This is a genomic window from Pseudomonas laurylsulfatiphila (assembly GCF_002934665.1).
GTDB lineage: Bacteria > Pseudomonadota > Gammaproteobacteria > Pseudomonadales > Pseudomonadaceae > Aquipseudomonas > Aquipseudomonas laurylsulfatiphila.
This window is the reverse complement of sequence record NZ_NIRS01000008.1, coordinates 1-20,593: the sequence shown is the minus strand read 5'-3', so window position 1 is coordinate 20,593 and position 20,593 is coordinate 1. Positions and strand designations below refer to the sequence as shown.

17 protein-coding genes are annotated in these 20,593 nt (G+C 61.0%); 15 read left to right on the top strand and 2 right to left on the bottom strand.

Annotated elements, in window-relative coordinates; all coding sequences use genetic code 11:
- From waaC to CD175_RS26550, 13 genes are all read left to right on the top strand, one after another.
- A complete protein-coding gene (waaC, locus tag CD175_RS26610) occupies positions 1-1,062 on the top strand; it encodes a lipopolysaccharide heptosyltransferase I (RefSeq protein WP_104451066.1) in 1,062 nt (353 codons plus the stop codon).
- The gene (locus CD175_RS26605; RefSeq protein WP_103397336.1) at positions 1,062-2,183 is read left to right on the top strand and encodes a glycosyltransferase family 4 protein; all 1,122 of its coding nucleotides are present in this window, start codon (positions 1,062-1,064) and stop codon (positions 2,181-2,183) included. Before waaC ends, CD175_RS26605 begins: the two co-directional genes overlap by 1 nt.
- Positions 2,184-2,990, top strand: a complete 807-nt coding sequence (rfaP, locus tag CD175_RS26600) for a lipopolysaccharide core heptose(I) kinase RfaP (RefSeq protein ID WP_104451065.1) — start codon at positions 2,184-2,186, stop codon at positions 2,988-2,990.
- Complete coding sequence (locus CD175_RS26595; protein ID WP_104451064.1) at positions 2,990-3,724, top strand: lipopolysaccharide kinase InaA family protein; 735 nt, start codon at positions 2,990-2,992, stop codon at positions 3,722-3,724. The genes rfaP and CD175_RS26595 overlap by 1 nt, the downstream gene beginning before the upstream one ends.
- Entirely contained in the window at positions 3,721-4,473 is a 753-nt protein-coding gene (locus CD175_RS26590) for a lipopolysaccharide kinase InaA family protein (RefSeq protein ID WP_104451063.1), read from the top strand. Before CD175_RS26595 ends, CD175_RS26590 begins: the two co-directional genes overlap by 4 nt.
- Positions 4,473-5,924 (top strand): lipopolysaccharide kinase InaA family protein, encoded by a 1,452-nt coding sequence (locus tag CD175_RS26585; protein WP_104451062.1) that lies wholly within the window; start codon positions 4,473-4,475, stop codon positions 5,922-5,924. Before CD175_RS26590 ends, CD175_RS26585 begins: the two co-directional genes overlap by 1 nt.
- 227 nt (positions 5,925-6,151) lie before the next feature.
- Positions 6,152-6,487, top strand: a complete 336-nt coding sequence (locus tag CD175_RS26580) for a YceK/YidQ family lipoprotein (protein WP_104451268.1) — start codon at positions 6,152-6,154, stop codon at positions 6,485-6,487.
- A gap of 165 nt (positions 6,488-6,652) precedes the next feature.
- A complete protein-coding gene (locus CD175_RS26575; protein ID WP_104451061.1) occupies positions 6,653-8,410 on the top strand; it encodes a carbamoyltransferase family protein in 1,758 nt (585 codons plus the stop codon).
- Positions 8,394-9,524, top strand: a complete 1,131-nt coding sequence (locus CD175_RS26570) for a glycosyltransferase (protein ID WP_104451060.1) — start codon at positions 8,394-8,396, stop codon at positions 9,522-9,524. Before CD175_RS26575 ends, CD175_RS26570 begins: the two co-directional genes overlap by 17 nt.
- A complete protein-coding gene (locus CD175_RS26565; protein WP_104451059.1) occupies positions 9,524-10,420 on the top strand; it encodes an antimicrobial resistance protein Mig-14 in 897 nt (298 codons plus the stop codon). The genes CD175_RS26570 and CD175_RS26565 overlap by 1 nt, the downstream gene beginning before the upstream one ends.
- An 8-nt stretch (positions 10,421-10,428) precedes the next feature.
- Positions 10,429-11,871: a PIG-L deacetylase family protein gene (locus CD175_RS26560; RefSeq protein ID WP_104451267.1), complete on the top strand. Its 1,443-nt coding sequence runs from the start codon at positions 10,429-10,431 to the stop codon at positions 11,869-11,871.
- Complete coding sequence (locus CD175_RS26555; protein WP_104451058.1) at positions 11,868-13,022, top strand: glycosyltransferase family 4 protein; 1,155 nt, start codon at positions 11,868-11,870, stop codon at positions 13,020-13,022. Before CD175_RS26560 ends, CD175_RS26555 begins: the two co-directional genes overlap by 4 nt.
- Entirely contained in the window at positions 13,019-13,903 is an 885-nt protein-coding gene (locus tag CD175_RS26550; protein ID WP_104451057.1) for a glycosyltransferase, read from the top strand. The genes CD175_RS26555 and CD175_RS26550 overlap by 4 nt, the downstream gene beginning before the upstream one ends.
- A gap of 29 nt (positions 13,904-13,932) precedes the next feature.
- Here the strand turns inward: CD175_RS26550 and CD175_RS26545 are convergent, their stop codons facing one another.
- On the bottom strand, positions 13,933-15,153 hold the full coding sequence (locus tag CD175_RS26545) for an acyltransferase family protein (protein ID WP_104451056.1): 1,221 nt from the start codon (positions 15,151-15,153) through the stop codon (positions 13,933-13,935).
- Positions 15,153-17,015, bottom strand: a complete 1,863-nt coding sequence (locus CD175_RS26540) for an O-antigen ligase family protein (protein ID WP_104451055.1) — start codon at positions 17,013-17,015, stop codon at positions 15,153-15,155. The genes CD175_RS26545 and CD175_RS26540 overlap by 1 nt, the downstream gene beginning before the upstream one ends.
- A 154-nt stretch (positions 17,016-17,169) precedes the next feature.
- Here CD175_RS26540 and msbA point away from each other — a divergent pair, with 154 nt between their 5' ends.
- A complete protein-coding gene (gene msbA, locus CD175_RS26535) occupies positions 17,170-18,972 on the top strand; it encodes a lipid A export permease/ATP-binding protein MsbA (RefSeq protein ID WP_104451054.1) in 1,803 nt (600 codons plus the stop codon).
- A gap of 176 nt (positions 18,973-19,148) precedes the next feature.
- Positions 19,149-20,573, top strand: coding sequence for a bifunctional D-glycero-beta-D-manno-heptose-7-phosphate kinase/D-glycero-beta-D-manno-heptose 1-phosphate adenylyltransferase HldE (hldE, locus tag CD175_RS26525; protein WP_015093200.1), 1,425 nt, complete (start codon positions 19,149-19,151; stop codon positions 20,571-20,573).
- Positions 20,574-20,593 lie beyond the last annotated feature (20 nt).

Here is a 20,593-nt window from a genome sequence, read left to right as displayed (position 1 = left end):
TTGCGGGTTCTGTTGATCAAGACATCTTCGCTGGGCGACGTCATTCATGCGTTGCCGGCGTTGACCGACGCGGCGCGGGCGATTCCCGGCATCAAGTTCGACTGGGTGGTGGAAGAAGGCTTTGCCGAAATCCCGACCTGGCATCCGGCGGTGGGCAAGGTGATTCCGGTGGCGATCCGTCGCTGGCGCAAAAACATCTGGCAGACCATCAAGAGCGGTGAGTGGAAGCGCTTCAAGCAAAGCGTGCGCGCCACAAAATACGACTTGGTGATCGACGCCCAGGGCTTGCTGAAAAGCGCCTGGCTGACCCGTTACGTCAAGGCACCGGTGGCCGGCCTCGATAAAAGCTCGGCGCGCGAGCCCATCGCTGCGCGTTTTTACAATCGGCGTCTGGCCGTTGCCCGCGGGCAGCACGCGGTGGAGCGCGTGCGTCAGTTGTTCGCCATCGCCTTGGGTTATGACTTGCCCAAAGGCATGGGCGACTACGGTCTGAATGTCGAGCGCCTGGTGGAGTTGCCGCGCAAGAATCCGTACGTGGTGTTTCTGCATGGCACGACCTGGGACACCAAGCACTGGCCTGAAGCTTACTGGCGCGAGCTGACCGAACGGGTCGGCTACCTTGGCGTCGGGGTGAAGCTGCCTTGGGGCAATGCCCTGGAGAAAGCCCGCGCCGAACGCATCGCCGCCGGTTTCAAACACGCCGAAGTGTTGCCCAAATTGAATCTGGCCGGTGTCGGCAAGGTGCTGGCCGGCGCGCAAGCCTGCGTGGCGGTGGATACCGGCCTGGGCCATCTGGCCGCCGCGCTGGATGTGCCGACGTTGTCGCTGTTCGGTCCGACCAATCCGGGCCTGACCGGCGCCTACGGCAAAGTGCAGATTCACCTGGCCAGTGACTTCCCGTGTGCGCCGTGCCTGCAAAAGAAATGCACCTACCAACCGACGGCCGAAGATACCCGTCAATTTGACCTGAAACGCGAGTGGCCGTTGTGCTTCACGCGTCTGAACCCCGAGCGTGTCGCCAGCCGACTGAGCACGTTGTTAATGGCTGAGGAGCTGCGCTGATGCAATTGGCATTTGTCCTGTACAAATATTTTCCGTTCGGCGGCTTGCAGCGCGATTTCATGCGCATTGCCCTGGAGTGCCAGAAACGCGGCCATCAGATTCGCGTCTACACGCTGATCTGGGAGGGCGACGTACCGCCGGGCTTCGAAGTGCTGGTGGCGCCGGTCAAGGCGTTCTTCAACCATCGACGCAACGAAAAACTCAGCGAATGGATGGAAGCCGACCTGGCCAAGCGCCCGGTTGACCGCTTGATCGGCTTCAACAAGATGCCGGGCCTGGACGTCTACTACGCCGCCGACGGCTGCTTCGAAGACAAGGCGCAGAACCTGCGCAACTCGCTGTATCGCCGTTGGGGCCGCTATCGCCACTTCGCCGAATACGAGCGCGCGGTCTTCGCCAAGGATGCGAAGACCGAAGTGTTGATGATTTCCGAGGTTCAGCAGCCGCTGTTCATCAAGCATTACGACACGCCGCTGGAGCGTTTCCATCTGCTGCCACCGGGTATCGCCCAGGACCGTCGCCGGCCGGCCGATGCCGATGACATTCGCGCCGGGTTCCGCGCTGAATTCGACCTCAAGGACGACGAGCTGCTGCTGGTGCAGATCGGCTCCGGGTTCAAGACCAAGGGTGTGGACCGCAGCCTAAAGGCACTGGCGGCATTGCCTGCGGAGCTGAGGAAGCGCACCCGGCTGTTTGTAATTGGCCAGGATGACCCCAAGTTATTCCAGATGCAGAGCGCGACATTGGGGTTGGGCGACAACGTCACGTTCCTCAAGGGGCGCAGCGATATCCCGCGCTTCCTGTTGGGTGCCGATCTGTTGATCCACCCGGCGTACAACGAAAATACCGGCACCGTGCTGCTCGAAGCCCTGGTGGCCGGCTTGCCGGTGTTGGTGAGCGCGGTGTGCGGGTACGCCCATTACATCGCCGAGGCCGATGCTGGCCTGGTGTTGGACGAACCCTTCGATCAGGCGCAGCTGACGCAATACCTGACCGGCATGTTGAACGACGCTCAAGCAAGGGCGGCCTGGAGCCGCAATGGTCTGGCCTTCGCCGAAACGGCCGACCTCTACAGCATGCCGCAACACGCGGCCGATGTGATTCTGGCGGAGCACGCTTAAATGAAGTTGATGCTGGCTGAACCGTTCAAGAGCCTCTGGGCCGGACGCGACCCGTTCGCCGAAGTCGAGGGGCTCAAGGGCGAGGTGTACCGCGAGCTGGAAGCACGCCGGACATTGCGCACGGAAGTCGACGGCAACGGGTTTTTCGTGAAAATCCACCGTGGCATCGGCTGGGGCGAGATCTTCAAGAACCTGCTCACGGCCAAGCTCCCGGTACTGGGTGCCGGCCAGGAGTGGAAGGCCATTCAGCGCCTGCAGGAAGTCGGCGTGCCGACCATGACCGCCGTCGCGTATGGCGAGAAGGGCAGTAACCCGGCCGACCAGCACTCGTTCATCGTTACCGAAGAGTTGGCGCCCACCGTCAGCCTCGAAGACTTCAGCGTCAACTGGGTCAAGCAGCCGCCCGAGCCAAAACTCAAGCGCGCGCTGATCGCCGAAGTCGCACGCATGACCGGCATGATGCACCGTGCCGGGGTCAACCACCGCGACTGCTACATCTGTCATTTCCTGCTGCACACCGACAAACCGGTGACCTTTGATGACTTCAAGCTTTCGGTGATCGACCTGCACCGCGCCCAGACCCGTCCGGCGATCACCTCGCGCTGGCGCAACAAGGATCTGGCCGCCCTGTACTTTTCAGCCCTGGACATCGGCCTGACCCGCCGCGACAAATTGCGTTTTCTCAAAGGCTATTTCCAGCAGCCGCTGCGTCAGATCCTGAGTGAAGAGGCCGGTTTGCTGGCATGGCTCGATGGCAAGGCCAACAAGCTCTACGAGCGTAAACAGCGATACGGGGATGCGCTCTGATGTCGGGTTGGAAACTGGAGCCGGCCTACAGCGAACTGGCAGAGGACTTCGGCAGCCTTGAGGCGGTGTTTGCGCTTCAGGGCGAGCAGTTGACCAAGGACCTGCTCTCCGAGGTCATTCGCGTTCAGCGCAATGGCGTCAACTATTACGTCAAGCGCTACGTGGGTGCCGGCAAAGGCTTGCGGCGTTACCTCGGCAAGCCTCGGGTGAAGATGGAGTGGCAGAACCTCAAGCGCTTCGCCAAGTGGGGCATTCCCACGGCCGAAGTGGTGGCCTGGGGGCTGGAGCGGCGCGGTGCCGCCTACGCTCGCGGCGCGATGATTACCCGGGAGCTGCCGCGTACCGAAGACTTGTCGGCACTGGCCGAGCGATGCGATCCGAAACTGTCGGATCGTGCCTGGGTCGATGCCGTCAGTCGTCAGTTGGCCCAGTACACCCGGACCATGCACGACCACCGTTTCACCCATAATGATCTGAAGTGGCGCAACCTGCTGATCGACGATGAGGCTCGACTGTTTCTGATCGATTGCCCCAACGGCGATTTCTGGCGCGGTTTCTGGCTCAAGTACCGCATCACCAAGGATCTGGCCTGCCTGGACAAGGTCGCCAAGTATCAACTGTCGGCTACCCAGCGCCTGCGCTTTTACCTGCAATACCGCAACCGGACCCGGCTTAACGCCGCGGACAAGAAACGCATCCGGCACGTGGTGAGATTTTTCGAGGGACGCGAATGACTGATTTTCTGGCCGCTGAAGACCGTGCGCTGCTTGAGCGCCATGGTCTCGGCACGTTCGAGGCACTCTGGGCCAAACAGCTCGATGCGGTGGACGAACCCAACACCGGTCGCGGCGGCTGGAGCAGCGTGTTTCGACTGGATCTGGAAGGTCATGGTTACTACCTCAAGCGGCAAAGCAACTACCTGACCCGCACCTTGCGCGCGCCGTTCGGCGAGCCGAGTTTCGCCCGCGAGTTTCGCAACATCTCCCGTTATCGGAAGATGGGCATTCCAGCGCTGGAAGCAGTGTTCTACGGGCAGCGCAAGGTCAATGGCGAAGTCCGCGCGATCCTGCTGACCCGCGCCCTTGACGGTTGGGACGACCTCGACTCGCTGTTACAGCGCTGGGCTGAATTGAGCCCTGAGCAGCACTCGGAGATCCTCAAGGCCAGCGGCGAACTGGCCCGGCAACTGCACGCTGCACGCCAGGTGCACGGGTGTTTCTATCCCAAACACATTTTCATGCGTGCCACCGGCCACGGCTACCAGGCTCAGTTGATCGACCTGGAAAAGACCCGGCCGCTGCTGTACGGGCAGCGTGACCGAATCAAGGACCTGGAACCGCTGACGCGCCGCGCGCCCGAGTGGGGCGAATCGCAGCTGCGGCAATTGCTGGCGGCGTATCTGGATCAGCCGCAGGACAGCTCGCTGATCGACAGCTGGTTGCAGCGCTTGACCGCACGGCGCAGCCAAAAGGGGCCACGTTGATGCGTTTGTCCGAATTGAAATCCGCTGGCCGCCATCCGGCTTTGCCGCTGAGCGTTTCGCTGGCCGATGCCGCCGGCCCCGCCGATTTGCAACTGTTGAGCCTGTTGCGGGTATTGCCAGGGCAGCGTTATGTCGGTGCCGGTGTCTGGCGTGGTCGGCCGGTGTTGGCCAAGTTGCTGGTCGGCAGCAAGGCTGCACGGCATTTTCAGCGTGAACTGGACGGCGTGCGCCTGCTCTCCGACCAGGGCCTGACCACGCCGCAGTTGTTGGCCGACGGCCTGAAAGACGGCGAGGGTGGCTGGCTGCTGTTTGATTTCCTTGAGCATGCCGAAAGCCTGGGTGACACCTGGAAGCAGGTTGAGCAGCAGCCCGTACTGTCCGATGGACAAGGGGCGGTACTGGCCGAGGCGTTGGGTGCGATCGGTCAGATGCATCGCAGGGGCCTGTGGCAGGAAGACCTGCACCTGGACAATCTACTACGCCAGGGCGGCCGCCTGTACCTGATCGATGGTGCCGGTATCTGCAGCGAGACGCCTGGCCAGCCGCTGTCGCGGCAGAAAGTCCTGGAAAACCTCGGGGTGTTCTTCGCCCAGTTGCCGAAGTCGATTGAGCCCTTCATTGAAGAGTTGCTGGTGTATTACCTGCTCAGCAACGGTGAACACGCCTTGCCCATGGAGGCGCTGCAGAAGCAGATCGACAAGGTCCGCAACTGGCGTCTCAAGGACTACCTGATCAAGGTCGGCCGCGAGTGCACGCTGTTCAGCGTCCAGCGCGGGGCCTTCGGACTGCGGGCGATTCGCCGCGAGGAAGAGGCGTCGATGGTACCGGTGCTGGAGCAGGCCGATGCCTTGCTCGATCAGGGGCATCTGTACAAGACCGGCGGCGCGGCGAGTGTTGGCAAGGTCGAGGTGGATGGCCGCACGCTGGTGATCAAGCGCTACAACATCAAGGGTTTTGCCCACTGGCTCAAGCGTTTCTGGCGCCCGAGCCGGGCCTGGCATTCATGGCGCGAAGGCAATCGCCTGGCGTTCCTCGGGATTGCCACGCCCAAGCCGCTGGCGTTGCTGGAGACGCGTTTCCTGTGGCTGCGCAGCCGGGCGTACCTGATCACCGAGTATCTGCCGGGGCCGGACATCATCGAGCGTTTTGCGCCCTATGTTGAAAGCGGTGACGCACCGCAGGCCGAACTGGCGGCGCTGGATCATCTGTTTGCCGAGCTGATTCGTTTGCGTATCAGTCATGGCGACTTCAAGGGCCATAACCTGTTCTGGCAGCAGGATCGCTGGGCGTTGATCGACCTCGACTCGATGTGCCAGCACGGCTCGCTCGGCAGTTATGCACCGGCATATGCGCGGGATCGGGCGCGGTTCATGCGTAACTGGCCTGAAGGCAGCGCCCTTTACCAGGTCATCGATCAGCGTTTGCCCAAAGACATCTCCAGCGCGACCTGAATCCTTTTCGCGAGCAGGCTCGCTCCCACAGGGATCGTTGGTGAACACATAGCCTGTGCGTGCCTCGGTCCAAATGTGGGAGCGAGCCTGCTCGCGAAGAGGCCCGAACAGCCAACCGAGAAAGCAGACAAGTTCTTGTGAACCGTCCTACGCGATCTTGGGAAGCCATGAACTGTGGCCGAAATCGCCCCGATGCTAGTTTGCCTGACGTTCTCGGAGGGCAGGCTGTGTCGATCAAAATGGCAGTTTCATCGGGCGTTTTATCCGTGTCGCTAATGGGCTGCGGGACCGCCGCTACGGTCCTGCAGGATGAAGCCGAAGCAGCGCACGGGCTGCGCAGGCAAAAGACCTATTGCCAGTCCATTCCCCGGATCTATAGCGGCTTCGCTTATGACTTCTGCGTATTGAACGCACCGCCCGATCCCACGGGTGTCCTCGTACCGCTCATTTTGCTCGACCTGGCCCTGTCCGGCGCACTGGACACCGCCGCCTTGCCCTACACGATTTACCGGCAAAGCGTGGACGGCAATATCCTTGTCTACTGGCGGCCTTCGCGCGGCTGAAAATGCCGTGAGGTCCCCGCTGCAGTTGCTCGCCGCTTGCGGCTAGAGGCTAGCCGCCGCTTTTACGCTATAATCCCGCCCTTTAGCTGTCTCTCGCCCCTTGCGAGGGCACATTAATTTTTGAGGCGCTTGCGCCTGCATGCAGACTAAAGAGGCTAGACCCCTGTGGCATTGACGATTCTTGGCCTGTCCGGCGCCCTTAGCCATGATCCTTCCGCAGCCCTGTACATCGACGGCAAGCTGGTCGCGGCGGCTGAAGAGGAACGCTTCGTACGCGATAAACATGCAAAGAACCGCATGCCCTACGAATCGGCGAAATTCTGCCTGGAACAGGCTGGCATCAAGCCGTCCGATGTCGACGTGGTAGCGATCCCGTTCGCCCCGATCAGCCTGTTCGGCAAGGCCCGCTGGCAGTACGCCAAGCGCTACTGGTACGCCCCGGACCGTGCACTCGATGCGATCCTGATGGGCAACCGTCGCTACAAGCGCTATCGCAACAAGATCGTCTGGTGCCTGGAGCAACTGGGCTTTGATCCGAAGAAGATCAAGATCGAGCCGGTCGAACACCACCTGGCTCACGCCTCCAGCGCCTACCACTGCTCCGGTTTCAAAGAGAAAACCGCGATCCTGGGCATCGACGGCAAGGGCGAGTACGCCACGACCTTCTTCGGTTACGGCGAAAACGGCAAGATCCACAAGATCAAGGAATTCTTCGATCCGGACTCCCTGGGCGGCCTGTACGGCGCGATCACCGAGTTCCTCGGTTTCGATATGCTCGACGGTGAGTTCAAGGTCATGGGCATGGCGCCGTACGGCGACGCCAGCAAATACGATTTCTCGCGCCTGGCTTCGTTCGAAAACGGCGAGCTGGTGATCAACACCGACTACGCCAACGTCATCGGCCTGCGTCGCTATAAAGAGAAGGGCAAGGGTTACTACTTCTCGCCGAAGCTGATCGAGTGGCTGGGTCCCAAGCGCGAAGGCGACATCGCCGACGAGCCTTACATCCACTACGCGGCCAGCATTCAAGCGCTGTTCGAAAAAATCTCGTTGCAGATGATCGACTACTACCTGGGCGACGTGCTCAAGGAAACCGGCAAACTGGCCTACGCCGGTGGCTGTGCGTTGAACGTCAAACTCAACCAGAAAATCATCGCTCGCGATGACGTCAAGGAGCTGTTCGTACAGCCGGCGTCCGGCGATGCCGGTACCGCAGTGGGCGCGGCAGCCTATGTGTCCCACGCGCGTGGCGTACCGGTCGAGAAGATGGAACACGTCTACCTCGGCCCGTCGTACAGCAACGAAGACGTGATCGCGGCCTGCGCCCGTCACGCCAACAAGCCTACATGGCGCAAGCTCGACAACATGCCGGAGCAGATCGCCAAGATCATGGTCGACGGCAACCCGGTGGCCTGGTTCCAGGGCCGCATGGAGTTCGGTCCGCGTGCACTGGGTGGTCGTTCGATCATCGGTTGCCCGAGCGTGCCCGGCGTGGCCGATCGCATCAACCACCAGATCAAGTTCCGCGAGCGCTGGAGGCCTTTCTGCCCGTCGATGCTCGACACCGTGGCGCCGCAGATGATCAAGATCGATCACCCGGCTCCGTTCATGACCTTCACCTTCGAAGTGGCGGAAGAATGGAAGACCCGCGTGCCGGAAGTCGTCCACGAAGACGGCACCTCCCGCGCCCAGGTGCTCAAGCGCGAATACAACCCGCGCTACTACGACATGATGAAAGCGCTGGAAGTGCTCACCGGCAACGGTGTGTCGCTCAACACTTCGCTCAACCGTCGCGGCGAACCGATGATCTGCTCGCCGACCGATGCGCTGAACATGTTCTTCGGTTCGGATCTACAGTATCTGATCATGGAAGACATCCTGGTGGTCAAAGAGGGCGCAAACGCCTATGACACGTTCGGCTGAACGTCATGTGCTGCAGTTCTGCCACGGCTATGACGGGCCGTTCCTGGACTGCGCACGGCAGTACGCCAGCCTGTTCGCGGGGACTGGCTATCGCGTGACCACGGTGTTCCTCACCGGGGTTGCCGATGCCGAAGTCGCCGCGGGCTGCGCCTCCGACGAGGTGCTGTTCATGGAGTACAGTTCCAAGGCCATTCGTGGCCTGAAACTGGGCGCCATCGGCGATCTGCGCAAGATCGCCGCGTCGCGCAACTTCAGTTTCTGCATCGCTCATCGCTTCAAGCCTATCTATATCGCCCTGCTCGGTACGTCGTTGCCGGTCATTGGCGTGCACCACGGGTTTGAAGACTACAAGCGCGGCAGCCGCAAACTGTTCGCCCATATATTCCGCAAGCGTTTGAGCCTGCTCGGTGTGTCCGACGCGGTGCGCGACGACATGCGCAGTTGCCTGCCGAAGTGGCCGGCTTCGCGAATTCAGACGTTGTACAACCGCATCGACGTCGATGCCTTGCAAGCCACGCAGGTGTCGGCTCGCGAGGCCCGGGAAACCCTGGGACTGGCGGCGGATGCCTGGATTGTCGGCAACGTCGGCCGCCTGCATCCGGACAAGGACCAGGCCACGTTGCTCGAAGGTTTCGCCGAGGCATTGCCGCAGTTGCCGGCCAACAGCCAGTTGGTGATTCTCGGCAAGGGGCGCCTGGAGGAAGACCTCAAGGCTCAGGCCCGCGAGCTGGGTATCGGCGACCGGGTGCTGTTCCTCGGCCAGGTGCCGGATGCGCGCAACTATTTCCGGGCCTTCGATGTGTTCGCCCTGAGTTCCGATCACGAACCGTTCGGCATGGTGCTGCTGGAGGCCATGGCCGCCGGCGTACCCTTGCTCGCCACGGCGTGCGGTGGCGCGAAGGAAGTGGTCGAAGGCGTGGGCATCCTGTTCCCGTTGGGCGATGCCGGACATCTGGCCCAGGGCCTGCAACACCTGGCCGGCATGGATGATCAGCAACGCCGGCAGTGTGCCGAGATGATGCTCGAGCGCTTGCGCGAACGCTTTTCCGACCGCGCAGTGCGCGATGCTTTCTGGCACTTGCCGCACGTTACCGAACTGGCACAGAGGGGCTGATGCTCAACCGATTTCAAGGCTGGCGCGAGCGTGGCTGGGCGGTAGTCGACGCCTCGACTTACGCCGAAACCTGGCAGCGTTATGGCGGCAGCGTCGCGACTCATCCCATGGTGGTCGAGCGCCTGGCGCAACTGGCAGACATCCCGGTGCGCTACCTGGCCTGGATGCAGGGTGGCGAGGTCAAGGCGGCGATTCCGACCTGGGGTCGCGACCTGGCCTTGTCCAAGGACGTGCTCAAGCGTCGCGGCAAGAAAGGCCTGTTCGACCTGGGCAACGCCGAGATCATCCTGCCTGCCGCGGCCGATGCCCAGGCGCCTTTGCGCCATCGCGGGCGCTATCTGTCGGCGTTGAACGAGGGGCGGTTCACCGGCATCAGGTTGCAGGCCGAACAATTGGCGATGGCCCGCACACCGGAAGAACTATCGAAAAAGTTTCGCTACAACCAGCGCCGTGAATTGCGCCTGCTGGAAGAGGCCGGGGGCGTGGTGCGGCCGGTGTCCGAATTTTCCAGCGCAGAGCTGTCTGCGATTTATTGCGACCTGTTCCAGCGCCGCTGGGGTTTCCCGGCGACAGGTGCCAAACGCATGGCCGAGGTCATCGAGTTGCTGCGCGAGTTGCTGATCGGTTCGGTGATTTTTCTCAACGATGCGCCGATTGCGATTCAATTGGTGTACCGCGTCGAAACCCCGCAGTGGATCAGTGTCGAGTACATCAATGGCGGGGTCGATCCCGAGACTCGCGAGTTCAGCCCCGGCAGCGTGCTGAGTTTTCTCAATACGCAAAGCGCTTGGGAGCATGCCCGGGCGCAGGACAAACCGTTGCGTTTTTCTTTCGGTCGCGCCGACCGTGAATACAAGGATCGCTGGTGCAACCCTGTGCCGGTCTTCACCGTATGAGCCAAGTCATGAGCCGCAAACAGCAACTGCTCAAGCGCCATCGGCGCACTAAACGTATCGGCCTGTTGATTGCGCTGGTGCTGTTGATCGTCATCGGTGTGCTGGTGGCCTGGTGGTTGCCGCTGGTGTTGGCGGTTCTGGGCTGGATTGCCCACGAAGCCTGGTTTGCCGACCATCTGTTCTACTCGCCGAAAGACGATTACCAGTACAGCTTTCCCCCGTACACGCCACAGCCCAAGGTGCACCTGAGCGGTGAACATTTGCGGCTGGACGAGGGCGTGATGCTGGTCGACGACGCGACGCTGGTGCTGGCCCTGCGAGTAAAAAGCACTTGGCTGGGCCGTTTTTTTGATCCGGTGGTCGAGCTGACGGGGGGCGAAAACCCCGACCGACAAACCTTCGAACGGGGCGTAAACGGCCTGCGCTACCTCAATCTCAGTGGTCAGGCTCAGGCGCTGTCCCGTGGTGACCTGCGCTTGCGCGGGCGATTCTGTCGGGTGTTCGGTGAGCCGGTGCTCTGGGCGCTGGAACATCCGGATTACCGGCGTCAGCGGGTGATGGTCATCGCGCCCCACGCCGATGACGCCGAGCTGGCGGCCTACGGTTTGTACAGCCAGGCCGACGAAACCTGGATTGTCACGCTGACAGCGGGCGAAATCGAAGCCGAACACTACCGGCAGATGGGCCTGAACAAGGTCGATGCGGCGCGCTTGAAAGGCCGCCTGCGCGCCTGGGACAGCATTGCCGTACCGCGTTGGGCCGGTGTGCCCGAGGCCCGTTGCGTACAGCTGGGTTATTTTTGCCTGCAACTGGCGAGCATGCAGGCCGCGCCTGGCGTGCCGGCGGGATCGCGGGAAGCCGACCTGAGCGACACCCGACTATTTCGCCAGCTGAATCCTTTCGCACTGCCAGGCGATGCCGATGGCGCGCCGACCTGGAACAACTTGCTGGCCGATCTGCGCGAATTGCTGCTGCGGGCCCGGCCCGAGGTCATCGTCCTGCCGCATCCGACCCTGGATCCGCATCCCGATCATATCTGCGCCCAGGCGGCAGTCCTCGAGGCTTTGCAAGGCCTGGACTGGCAACCGACCACGCTGTTGGGCTACGCCAACCACTTGCACGACAACGACCGTTGGCCGATGGGCGATAGCGGTGACGGCATCGCCTTGCCGCCGGCCTTCGATTCCGTCCAGCCGATGCAGCCTTATTGCCTGCCGATGCCGCTGGAGCAACAGCGGGACAAGGCCATGGCGTTGGGCATGATGCACGACCTGCAGCCGCCGATGCCGTTCAAGCGCCGCCTGCGTCGTTTGATCCAGCGGCTGTTGGCTGGCCGGGTTCCGCCCACCTACGGCGAGAACGAATTCTTTCGCAAGGCCGTCCGGCGCCACGAGCTTTTGTGGTCCATCAAGCACATACCAGGCAATGTTTCTCAGCGGGGAGAGTTATGAGTCAGCGGTCAAAGGTCCTGCAGCTGCAGCCTGACTACAACGTCAAAGCCCATGATTTCGCCGACCTCGCGGAGCAAATCGTCAAGGCCCTGCCCACTGATCGATATGAAGTGACCGCCGCGTTTCTGCGGGGCAAACCCGGGCCGGGCGAAGCGGTGAGCCGGGCCGATCGTTCGGTGTACTTCGAGTTTTCCGACAAATCCCTCAAGGGCATGCGCTTGCGGGCGATGTGGCAGCTGTACAAGTTCTGCCGCCGGGAAAAATTCGATGTGGTGATCTGCAACCGCTTCAAGCCGGTGAACATGATGCTGGCGCTCAACCGCTGGTTGAAAGTACCGCTGTGCATCGGCATTTCCCACGGCTTTGGCGAGTACGACCGTTTTTACCGGCGCCGCCAGACCCAGCGTCTGATCGATCGTCACTGGCGTTTCGTCGGCGTGTCGCCAGCGGTGAAGCAGTATCTGCTGGACTGCGACTGTGGGTTCACCGACCAGAATACCTATGCCATCACCAACGCTATCGACATCGAGCAAGCCGAAGGTCTGCAGCACACTCGTGAAAAGTCCCGTGAAATGCTCGGCATCGATCCGTCGGTACGGCTGATCGGTGCGCTGGGGCGGCTGGTGCCGGTCAAGGGCCACATCTATTTGCTACAGGCCTTTGCCGCGCTCAAGGACAAATACCCCAATACCCAGCTGGCGATCATCGGTGCCGGCCGCGAAGAGTCGCGCCTGGCCGCGGAGATCGACCGCCTTGGCCTCGGCGGTCGCGCCCATTTGCTGGGGTTCAAGGAAATTGCCCTGCAGTACATTCGCGCTTTCGACATCTGGACCATGCCGTCCCTGGCCGAGGGCCTCGGGTTGGCGTTGCTGGAAGGCATGAGCGGGCATTTGCCGGTGATTGCCTCGAACGTGCCGGCCATGTTGCCGCTCATCGAGGGGGCCGGTGGCCTGGCGATTACGCCCAAGGATGTGCCGACGCTGCAAGCTGCGCTGGACACGTACCTCGGGCTGTCGGATGACGAACTCAAGGCCAAGGGCGAGCAGGCTTTCCGTTATCTGCAACAACACCATGACATCGAGGAGTTCCGTCGCGAATACCTCAATCTGATCGACTCCGGCCTGGAACAGGCCCGCAAGGAACAGCCATGAACGACGCGCAACCCATCGTCACGGTCATTATCGCGTCGTACAACCACGCCCCTTACATCGAGCAGAGTATTCTCAGCGTCCTCAACCAGACCTATCGGAACATTGAGTTGCTGGTGGTCGACGATGGTTCGAAGGATGACAGCGTCGAGCGGATCAAGGCGTTGCAGGCCACCCATGGCTTCGACTTTCGGGTCCAGGAAAACCAGGGGCTGACCAACACCCTCAATGGTGCGATTGCCCGGGCAAAGGGCAGCCTGATCGTGCCGTTCGGTTCGGATGACATCATGTTGCCGGAACGAATCGCCATCCAGGTCGCGCATATGGACGGCAAGCCCGAGGTCGGCATTTGCGCCGGCAACATCGAACTGATCGATGCCGACGGCAATCTCTACCCGGAGAAGCGCCAACGCCGGGATGTGCCGTTCCGTCGCCTGGACTTCGATGACATGTTCCTGGAGCGCAAGCCCTATCCTCCGGCACCCACCCTGATGATCCGGCGCGAAGCGCTGGAGAAGGTGGGCGGTTTCGACCCGACCATTCGCCTGGAAGATTTGCTGATCGAGTTGAAGGTGACCCATGCCGGTTACTACATCGATGGTTTGAACGTGTTGATGGCGCGCTATCGCAAGCACGCCACCAACTCCTACAAGAATCACCGCTTCATGATCGACAGCATCCTGCGCACCTACGCGCTCTTCAGCGATCACCCGCTGTATGACGAGGTGCGCTACAAGTTTCTCAATTCCATGTTCCTCAAGACCGCCAACCGTGATCGCAAGCTGGCGCGTGAGTTGCTGGCGCAGATTCCCTTCAAGGCCTGGAACAAGAAAACCTGGCGCGGGTTGGGCCGGATGTATTTCTCACGGCTGGAGAAAGACTGAGACAGGCGGGGGACTCAAGGGGGGATTGCTCAACCTTGTTGAGCCGTCTTCTCCAGTTCTTCCCCGGCTTTCCTGTTCTGGCGCAACCAGTGCAGGGTTTTTTTGCCGGCATTGATACCGGGCTTTTCGATGTACTGGTAAGTCAGGCTGCTGATGATGATCAGCAGGCAGCTGCACACGGCCAGCAACGGCAGGAAGACCCAGGCTTGCCGGGCGTCAAGATGCAACAACAGCGGCAGTCGCTGCACCAGAATCCAGAGTACGAAACCGTGCAGCAAATACGTGCTGTAGCTGATTTCCCCCAGCCAGCGAATGCTGCGTGGCCTCAGGGCGCCGAACAGGGTATTGCCGGATGCCACGATCACAAAAAACAGTGACAGCAGCAGTAGCGCCCCCAGGTTGAATGCACGGTTGAACACCGTAAAGGCGATGGCCAGGGCGAGCAGGGCGATGATGCCCGCCAGTGGAGTCAGGCTCCAGGCGACCCATTGTGGTCGGCGAATCCAGTACGCCGCAGCGATGCCACCGAGGAAGCTGGCCAGGAAGTGCTTCTTCAGTGAATGTTCCCATCCGAGCACCTCATACAGGGCGTAGATGCCGATCAGGCACAGCACCGTCTGCATCCAGCCCCCACGATAAATGAACACCATGGCGGCCAGTGGCAGGGCCAGATAGAAAAAAACCTCGTACCCCAGCGTCCAGGTGACATTGGAGATCAGCATGCCCGTCTGGTGGTACTGGTTGACGTCTGGCCGGTCGAAGGTCAGCCAGGCGAGGGCCTGACCGATGAGCTGGATACCGGAGTCCTTGAGTTCCCAGTCCTGCAGATAGAACACGCAGACAAACACGATCAACATCAGCGGCAGGTAGAGCGGGTAGAGGCGAAACAGCCGCGATACCGCAAATGCCAGCCAGTCGTGTTGCCGCCGGTGGGTGAGCAAGCGGTCCCAGAACAGAAATCCGGTGATCATGAAGAACAGGGCAACGCTGCCCTGGCCGAGCTGCGAGTAGAAATTGCTCGGCGGAAAATCGATCACGCCGGTTCGCAGAAAGATCCAGGTAATGACCGAATGGTGCACGAACACGCCGAAAGCCAGATACCCGCGCAAGCCGTCGATGCTGGCAAAGCGGCTTTCACCACCATGCTCCAGCTGTCGGGCGAATCCTGGCACCGTGCGCAGCAGAAGCGCAGCGGTCGCGATGGCAAGCAGGTAGCCCGTCATCGCGATAAGCGGGTTGGTTTCTGTCATCAGTGAGCCCGGGCCGGAGGACTCCCCGCCAGCACTTGCCTGTGCAAATTATCCACGTCGGCTTTCGAGGCCGCCGAGGCGTATCCCTGCAGTAGCGCTTCGAAGTGATCTTCGAACAGCCAACGCCGATCTTCTGCGTAGCGCTGCATATGGCGCAGATTACGCCGACGCAGGGAAGGGCTCAATGAAGAAGGGTAGATTCGCAGGTCGGCCAGGTCGATCAGGCCGAACTCTCCGTCCTCCAGCACCAGCACATTGCCCAGGTGCAGGGAGCGGAAGTAGACCCCTTTGTGATGCAGTTGAGCCATGAATTTGCCGAAGCGCTCCACCAGTGCCTGGCGCACCGCCGGGGCGGTGATGCCTTGCAGGATCTGGCGCAGCGTGTTGCCCGACAACGGCGAGTAGTGCACCGCAGTGCTGCCGTCTTCGAACCGGTAGAGATCGAGGATTTGCGGGGTCGGGATGCCCATGCCGCGCAGTTGCACACTGTTGACGGCAAAACGATCGGAATAGGGCGTGAAACTGCCTGAGGTATACCAGCGGCGACGGCGGAACAGCTTGAGAAAGCTGCCGTCGGTCAGGCGCAGGACTTTGGGGCCCAAACCGTCTTCTTCGATGATCCGGGCATCGGCCGTCAGCTGCTGGAGGGCGCTTGGCGTCGTGGTCTTGATCGGCACGTCCAGCAGGCGTCTGGCCCGTTGATTGATGCTCAATGCGGCAATCAGCGCCAGGGGGATCCACAGCAGGAACCAGTGCTCTTTGGGGCGCGAGATAATCCCGCCACCTTCAGTCAGACCCGCGCCGATGCCGAACGCCAGCCAGGCCGAGGCAATGATGAGCAGCGGTTGCACGCGATGACGCCAGCTTCTGATGAGGCCCCACGCGTGGAAAAACAGCCATGGCAGCAGACCGATAATGCCGACGTAGTAAAGCACGCCGAGGGCAAAGCTATGGGGTTCCTCAAGGGTGTAGCCGACGCCTGGGTCCAGGGTCAGCTCGGCGTTGTAGCCATGTCCGATCCACGGATGTTCAGCGATCCTGTCCAGGGTCAATTGCCAGAGCTCGATACGGAAGGAGCTGCCTCGCTCAATGATTTTGTCCGCAAACAGCGCGAACGTCGCCGTTCCGGCAATGAACAGGGAACCAAGCAGAACGACCGAGCGTCGGTTCCAGCAGATGAAGCACAGCCATAGCGCCGCCAGCGTCAATGCAACCAATGGGGTCCTGGAACCGGTGGCCAGCACGGTGGCGAACATGATCGCCATCGCTGGCAAGCTCAACCAAAGTATCCGGGGGCGCTTGCAGGTCATGCTCAGGCTTAGCCAATAGGTACAGAAAAAGCCGAAGACGTGGGAGCTGAGCAATGGATTGTCGAACGCGCCGACACCGATCATGCGCATTTCCGGCTGGTAGATCAGGCCGAACCGGTACAGGTTGTAGACAGAGGTGATCAGCGCCACCGTTGCGGCGCAGAACAGCAAAGGTTGGATGATTTCGCTGCGATAGCGCACCAGCAGATAGCAGCCAACGAACAGCATCAGGGTATGCAATGGCGGTTTGAACTGACCGAAGTCGATTTCGTCGCCCGGGCCCCAGCCCAGGCTGAGCATCGCCCACGCCACAAACAGCAGGACTGCAATGACGATCGGTTCGTGCAGCAGCTCCTTGGCGAGCCGCGGCCGCAGGCACAGTGCAATCAGTGTCGGAATGCTGAACAGACCATAGTAGAGCTTGTGATGCACACTGCGCCCCGGGAGGAAAAACAGGGCACAAAGCAGCAATAAATAACCGAGTGGAAGGATCCACAAACAAATGAAATCGAAGATTCTATTGGACGTGCTGTTCAAAGCGTTTAATTGCATGCTGAGTAACTTATTCCTGAATTGAGCGACCATACCAAGGCAGGGGCAGCGGGTGGCTATTTGACGCGCCACAATACACAGACTGTATGCGATTGCCAGAACCCTGGGGAAGCTGTGCTAAAGTCAGCGTCCTTTTCATCGACATTCGCGTGATATGACCGACTCCAGTCTCTCCGCAAGCCCATCGAGCTTGAAAATCTACTTCCGTCTGCTCGGCTATGTCCGGCCGTATATCAGCCTGTTCCTGATCAGCATCGTCGGTTTCCTGATTTTCGCTTCGACGCAGCCAATGCTGGGCTACATCCTCAAGTACTTCGTCGACGGTCTATCCAATCCTGAAGCGGCGCTGTTTCCAACCGTGCCTTACCTGCGCGACCTGCAACTGCTGCAGGCGGTGCCGTTGCTGATCATCCTGATCGCTGCGTGGCAGGGGCTGGGGTCGTACCTGGGCAACTACTTCCTGGCCAAGGTTTCCCTGGGCCTGGTCCATGACTTGCGGGTCCAGCTGTTCAATAACCTGCTGGTGTTGCCAAACCGGTATTTCGACAAGCATAACTCGGGGCACCTGATTTCACGTATCACCTTCAACGTGACCATGGTCACGGGGGCGGCAACAGATGCGATCAAGGTCGTAATTCGTGAAGGCATGACGGTGATCTTCCTGTTTGCCTCGCTGCTGTTCATGAACTGGCGCCTGACGCTGGTGATGGTCGCCATCCTGCCGCTGATTGCCATCATGGTGCGCACGGCCAGCAAGAAATTCCGCAAGCAAAGCAAGAAAATCCAGCTGGCCATGGGCGACGTGACGCACGTGGCGTCCGAAACGATCCAGGGCTATCGCGTGGTGCGCAGCTTCGGCGGTGAAAAGTACGAAGAGAAACGCTTCTTCGAAGCCAGCCAGGGCAATACCGACAAACAATTGCGCATGACCCGCACTGGCGCCATCTACACGCCGCTGCTGCAACTGGTGATCTACACCGCCATGGCCGTGCTGATGTTCCTGGTGCTGTTCCTGCGTGGCGATGCGTCCGCCGGCGACATGGTGGCCTACATTACCCTGGCCGGCCTGCTGCCCAAGCCGATTCGCCAGCTGTCCGAAGTCAGCTCGACCATCCAGAAAGGTGTGGCCGGTGCTGAAAGTATCTTCGAGCAACTGGATGTCGAGCCTGAAGTCGATACCGGTACCGTCGAGCGTGATGTCGTCAGCGGCCGCCTGGACGTGCGCAACCTCAGCTTTACTTACCCTGACACCGAGCGTCAGGTGCTCAATGACATCAGTTTCTCGGTCGAGCCCGGGCAAATGGTGGCGCTGGTGGGACGTTCGGGCAGCGGCAAGTCGACCCTGGCCAACCTGATTCCGCGTTTCTATCACCACAACAAGGGCGAAATCCTCATCGATGGCGTCGAGGTGGAACAGTACAAGCTGTTGAACCTGCGTCGGCATATCGCCCAGGTGACTCAGCACGTGACCCTGTTCAGCGACACCGTGGCCAACAACATCGCTTATGGCGACCTGGCCGGGGCACCCCGTGAAGACATCGAAAAAGCGGCGAAAGATGCCTACGCGATGGACTTCATTGCTCAATTGCCCGAAGGCCTGGACACCCAGGTCGGGGAAAACGGCGTGTTGCTGTCCGGTGGCCAGCGTCAGCGCCTGGCGATTGCCCGGGCGCTGTTGAAGAATGCCCCGCTGCTGATTCTCGACGAGGCGACTTCGGCACTCGATACCGAGTCCGAGCGGCATATCCAGGCTGCCCTGGATCAGGTCATGAAGGGGCGCACCACGCTGGTGATCGCTCACCGCTTGTCGACCATCGAGAAGGCCGACCTGATCCTGGTCATGGATCAGGGGAAAATCGTCGAGCGCGGCACCCACGAGCAGCTGCTGGCTCAAAACGGCTACTACTCGCGCCTCAACGCGATGGGCCTCGACGCCCCGGCCGAAGACATCGCCTGACCCCGAAAGGGCGAGCCTGGCTCGCCCTTTCGTGCCGGTGCCGTCGCCTGACGGTTCTTTTGCTCAAAAAATGAGCAAAAACACCCGGCAAATCATCCCGTTGCAGCCACCGCACAAGCCGACGCCAACCCTGTGTTAATATCGCGCCCCTGTTCATTCTGTATGTGGGTTGCACCATGAAGTTGTCCATGCCGCGATTCGATCAAGCCCCTGTCTTGGTGGTCGGCGATGTCATGCTCGACCGTTACTGGCATGGTGGTACCTCACGGATTTCCCCTGAGGCGCCGGTGCCGGTGGTCAAGGTCGATCACATCGAGGACCGTCCGGGTGGCGCTGCCAACGTTGCCTTGAACATTGCCGCCCTGGGGGCTCCGGCCTCGCTGGTCGGTGTAACCGGCGACGATGAAGCTGCCAATAGCCTGGTCAACAGCCTCAAGGGCGCTGGCGTGCGGGCCATCTTCCAGCGCATTGCGCACCAGCCGACCATCGTCAAGCTGCGGGTCATGAGTCGTCACCAGCAACTGCTGCGTATCGACTTCGAAGAACCCTTCGCCACCGACGCGCTGGCGCTGGCCGCGCAGGTCGACGAGTTGCTTGAAGGCATCAAGGTGCTGGTGCTGTCCGACTACGGCAAAGGCGCACTGAAAAATCATCAGGCGCTGATCCAGGCCGCCCGGGCCCGTGGCATTCCGGTGCTGGCCGATCCAAAGGGCAAGGATTTTTCGATCTACCGTGGCGCAAGCCTGATCACGCCGAACCTCAACGAATTCGAAACCATCGTCGGTGGTTGCGCCGATGAACACGATCTGGTCAACAAGGGCGCGCAACTGATGCACGACCTGGACCTCGGTGCCTTGCTGGTGACCCGTGGCGAACACGGCATGACCTTGCTGCGTCCGGATCATCCGGCGCTGCACCTGCCGGCCCGTGCCCGTGAAGTGTTCGACGTGACCGGTGCCGGCGATACAGTGATTTCCACCCTGGCAGCAGCGATTGCCGCGGGTGAAGAACTGCCTCACGCCGTGGCCCTGGCCAACCTGGCGGCCGGTATCGTGGTCGGCAAGCTCGGTACGGCGGCCATCAGTGCGCCGGAACTGCGTCGCGCGATCCAGCGCGCGGAGGGTTCCGAGCGCGGTGTACTGGGTCTTGAGCAGCTGTTGCTGGCGGTCGATGATGCCCGCGCGCACAACGAACGGATTGTCTTCACCAACGGTTGCTTCGACATCCTGCATGCCGGCCATGTGACCTATCTGGAACAGGCGCGGGCCCAGGGCGACCGCCTGATCGTCGCGATCAACGACGACGCATCGGTCAGCCGCCTGAAAGGGCCGGGCCGTCCGATCAACAGTGTCGACCGGCGCATGGCGGTGCTGGCCGGATTGGGCGCGGTGGACTGGGTCATCAGTTTTCCGGAAGGCACCCCGGAAAACCTGTTGAGCGCGATCAAGCCGGACGTGCTGGTCAAGGGTGGCGACTACGGGATCGACCAGGTGGTCGGCGCGGACATCGTGACGGCCTACGGCGGTACCGTGAAAGTGCTGGGGCTGGTGGAAAACAGCTCGACCACGGCGATTGTCGAGAAGATCCGCAAGTCCGAGTGATGCAGCTTTTGTAGGAGCTG

Bases quoted from the DNA above. Each gene is read 5' to 3' on its own strand.
- hldE (WP_015093200.1), top strand. From the start codon at position 19,149: ATGAAGTTGTCCATGCCGCGATTCGATCAAGCCCCTGTCTTGGTGGTC.
- CD175_RS26605 (WP_103397336.1), top strand. From the start codon at position 1,062: ATGCAATTGGCATTTGTCCTGTACAAATATTTTCCGTTCGGCGGCTTG.
- CD175_RS26540 (WP_104451055.1), bottom strand. From the start codon at position 17,015: ATGCAATTAAACGCTTTGAACAGCACGTCCAATAGAATCTTCGATTTC.
- CD175_RS26555 (WP_104451058.1), top strand. From the start codon at position 11,868: ATGAGTCAGCGGTCAAAGGTCCTGCAGCTGCAGCCTGACTACAACGTC.
- rfaP (WP_104451065.1), top strand. From the start codon at position 2,184: ATGAAGTTGATGCTGGCTGAACCGTTCAAGAGCCTCTGGGCCGGACGC.
- CD175_RS26560 (WP_104451267.1), top strand. From the start codon at position 10,429: ATGAGCCGCAAACAGCAACTGCTCAAGCGCCATCGGCGCACTAAACGT.
- CD175_RS26545 (WP_104451056.1), bottom strand. From the start codon at position 15,153: ATGACAGAAACCAACCCGCTTATCGCGATGACGGGCTACCTGCTTGCC.
- CD175_RS26565 (WP_104451059.1), top strand. From the start codon at position 9,524: ATGCTCAACCGATTTCAAGGCTGGCGCGAGCGTGGCTGGGCGGTAGTC.
- CD175_RS26570 (WP_104451060.1), top strand. From the start codon at position 8,394: ATGACACGTTCGGCTGAACGTCATGTGCTGCAGTTCTGCCACGGCTAT.
- CD175_RS26585 (WP_104451062.1), top strand. From the start codon at position 4,473: ATGCGTTTGTCCGAATTGAAATCCGCTGGCCGCCATCCGGCTTTGCCG.
- CD175_RS26590 (WP_104451063.1), top strand. From the start codon at position 3,721: ATGACTGATTTTCTGGCCGCTGAAGACCGTGCGCTGCTTGAGCGCCAT.
- CD175_RS26550 (WP_104451057.1), top strand. From the start codon at position 13,019: ATGAACGACGCGCAACCCATCGTCACGGTCATTATCGCGTCGTACAAC.
- CD175_RS26595 (WP_104451064.1), top strand. From the start codon at position 2,990: ATGTCGGGTTGGAAACTGGAGCCGGCCTACAGCGAACTGGCAGAGGAC.
- msbA (WP_104451054.1), top strand. From the start codon at position 17,170: ATGACCGACTCCAGTCTCTCCGCAAGCCCATCGAGCTTGAAAATCTAC.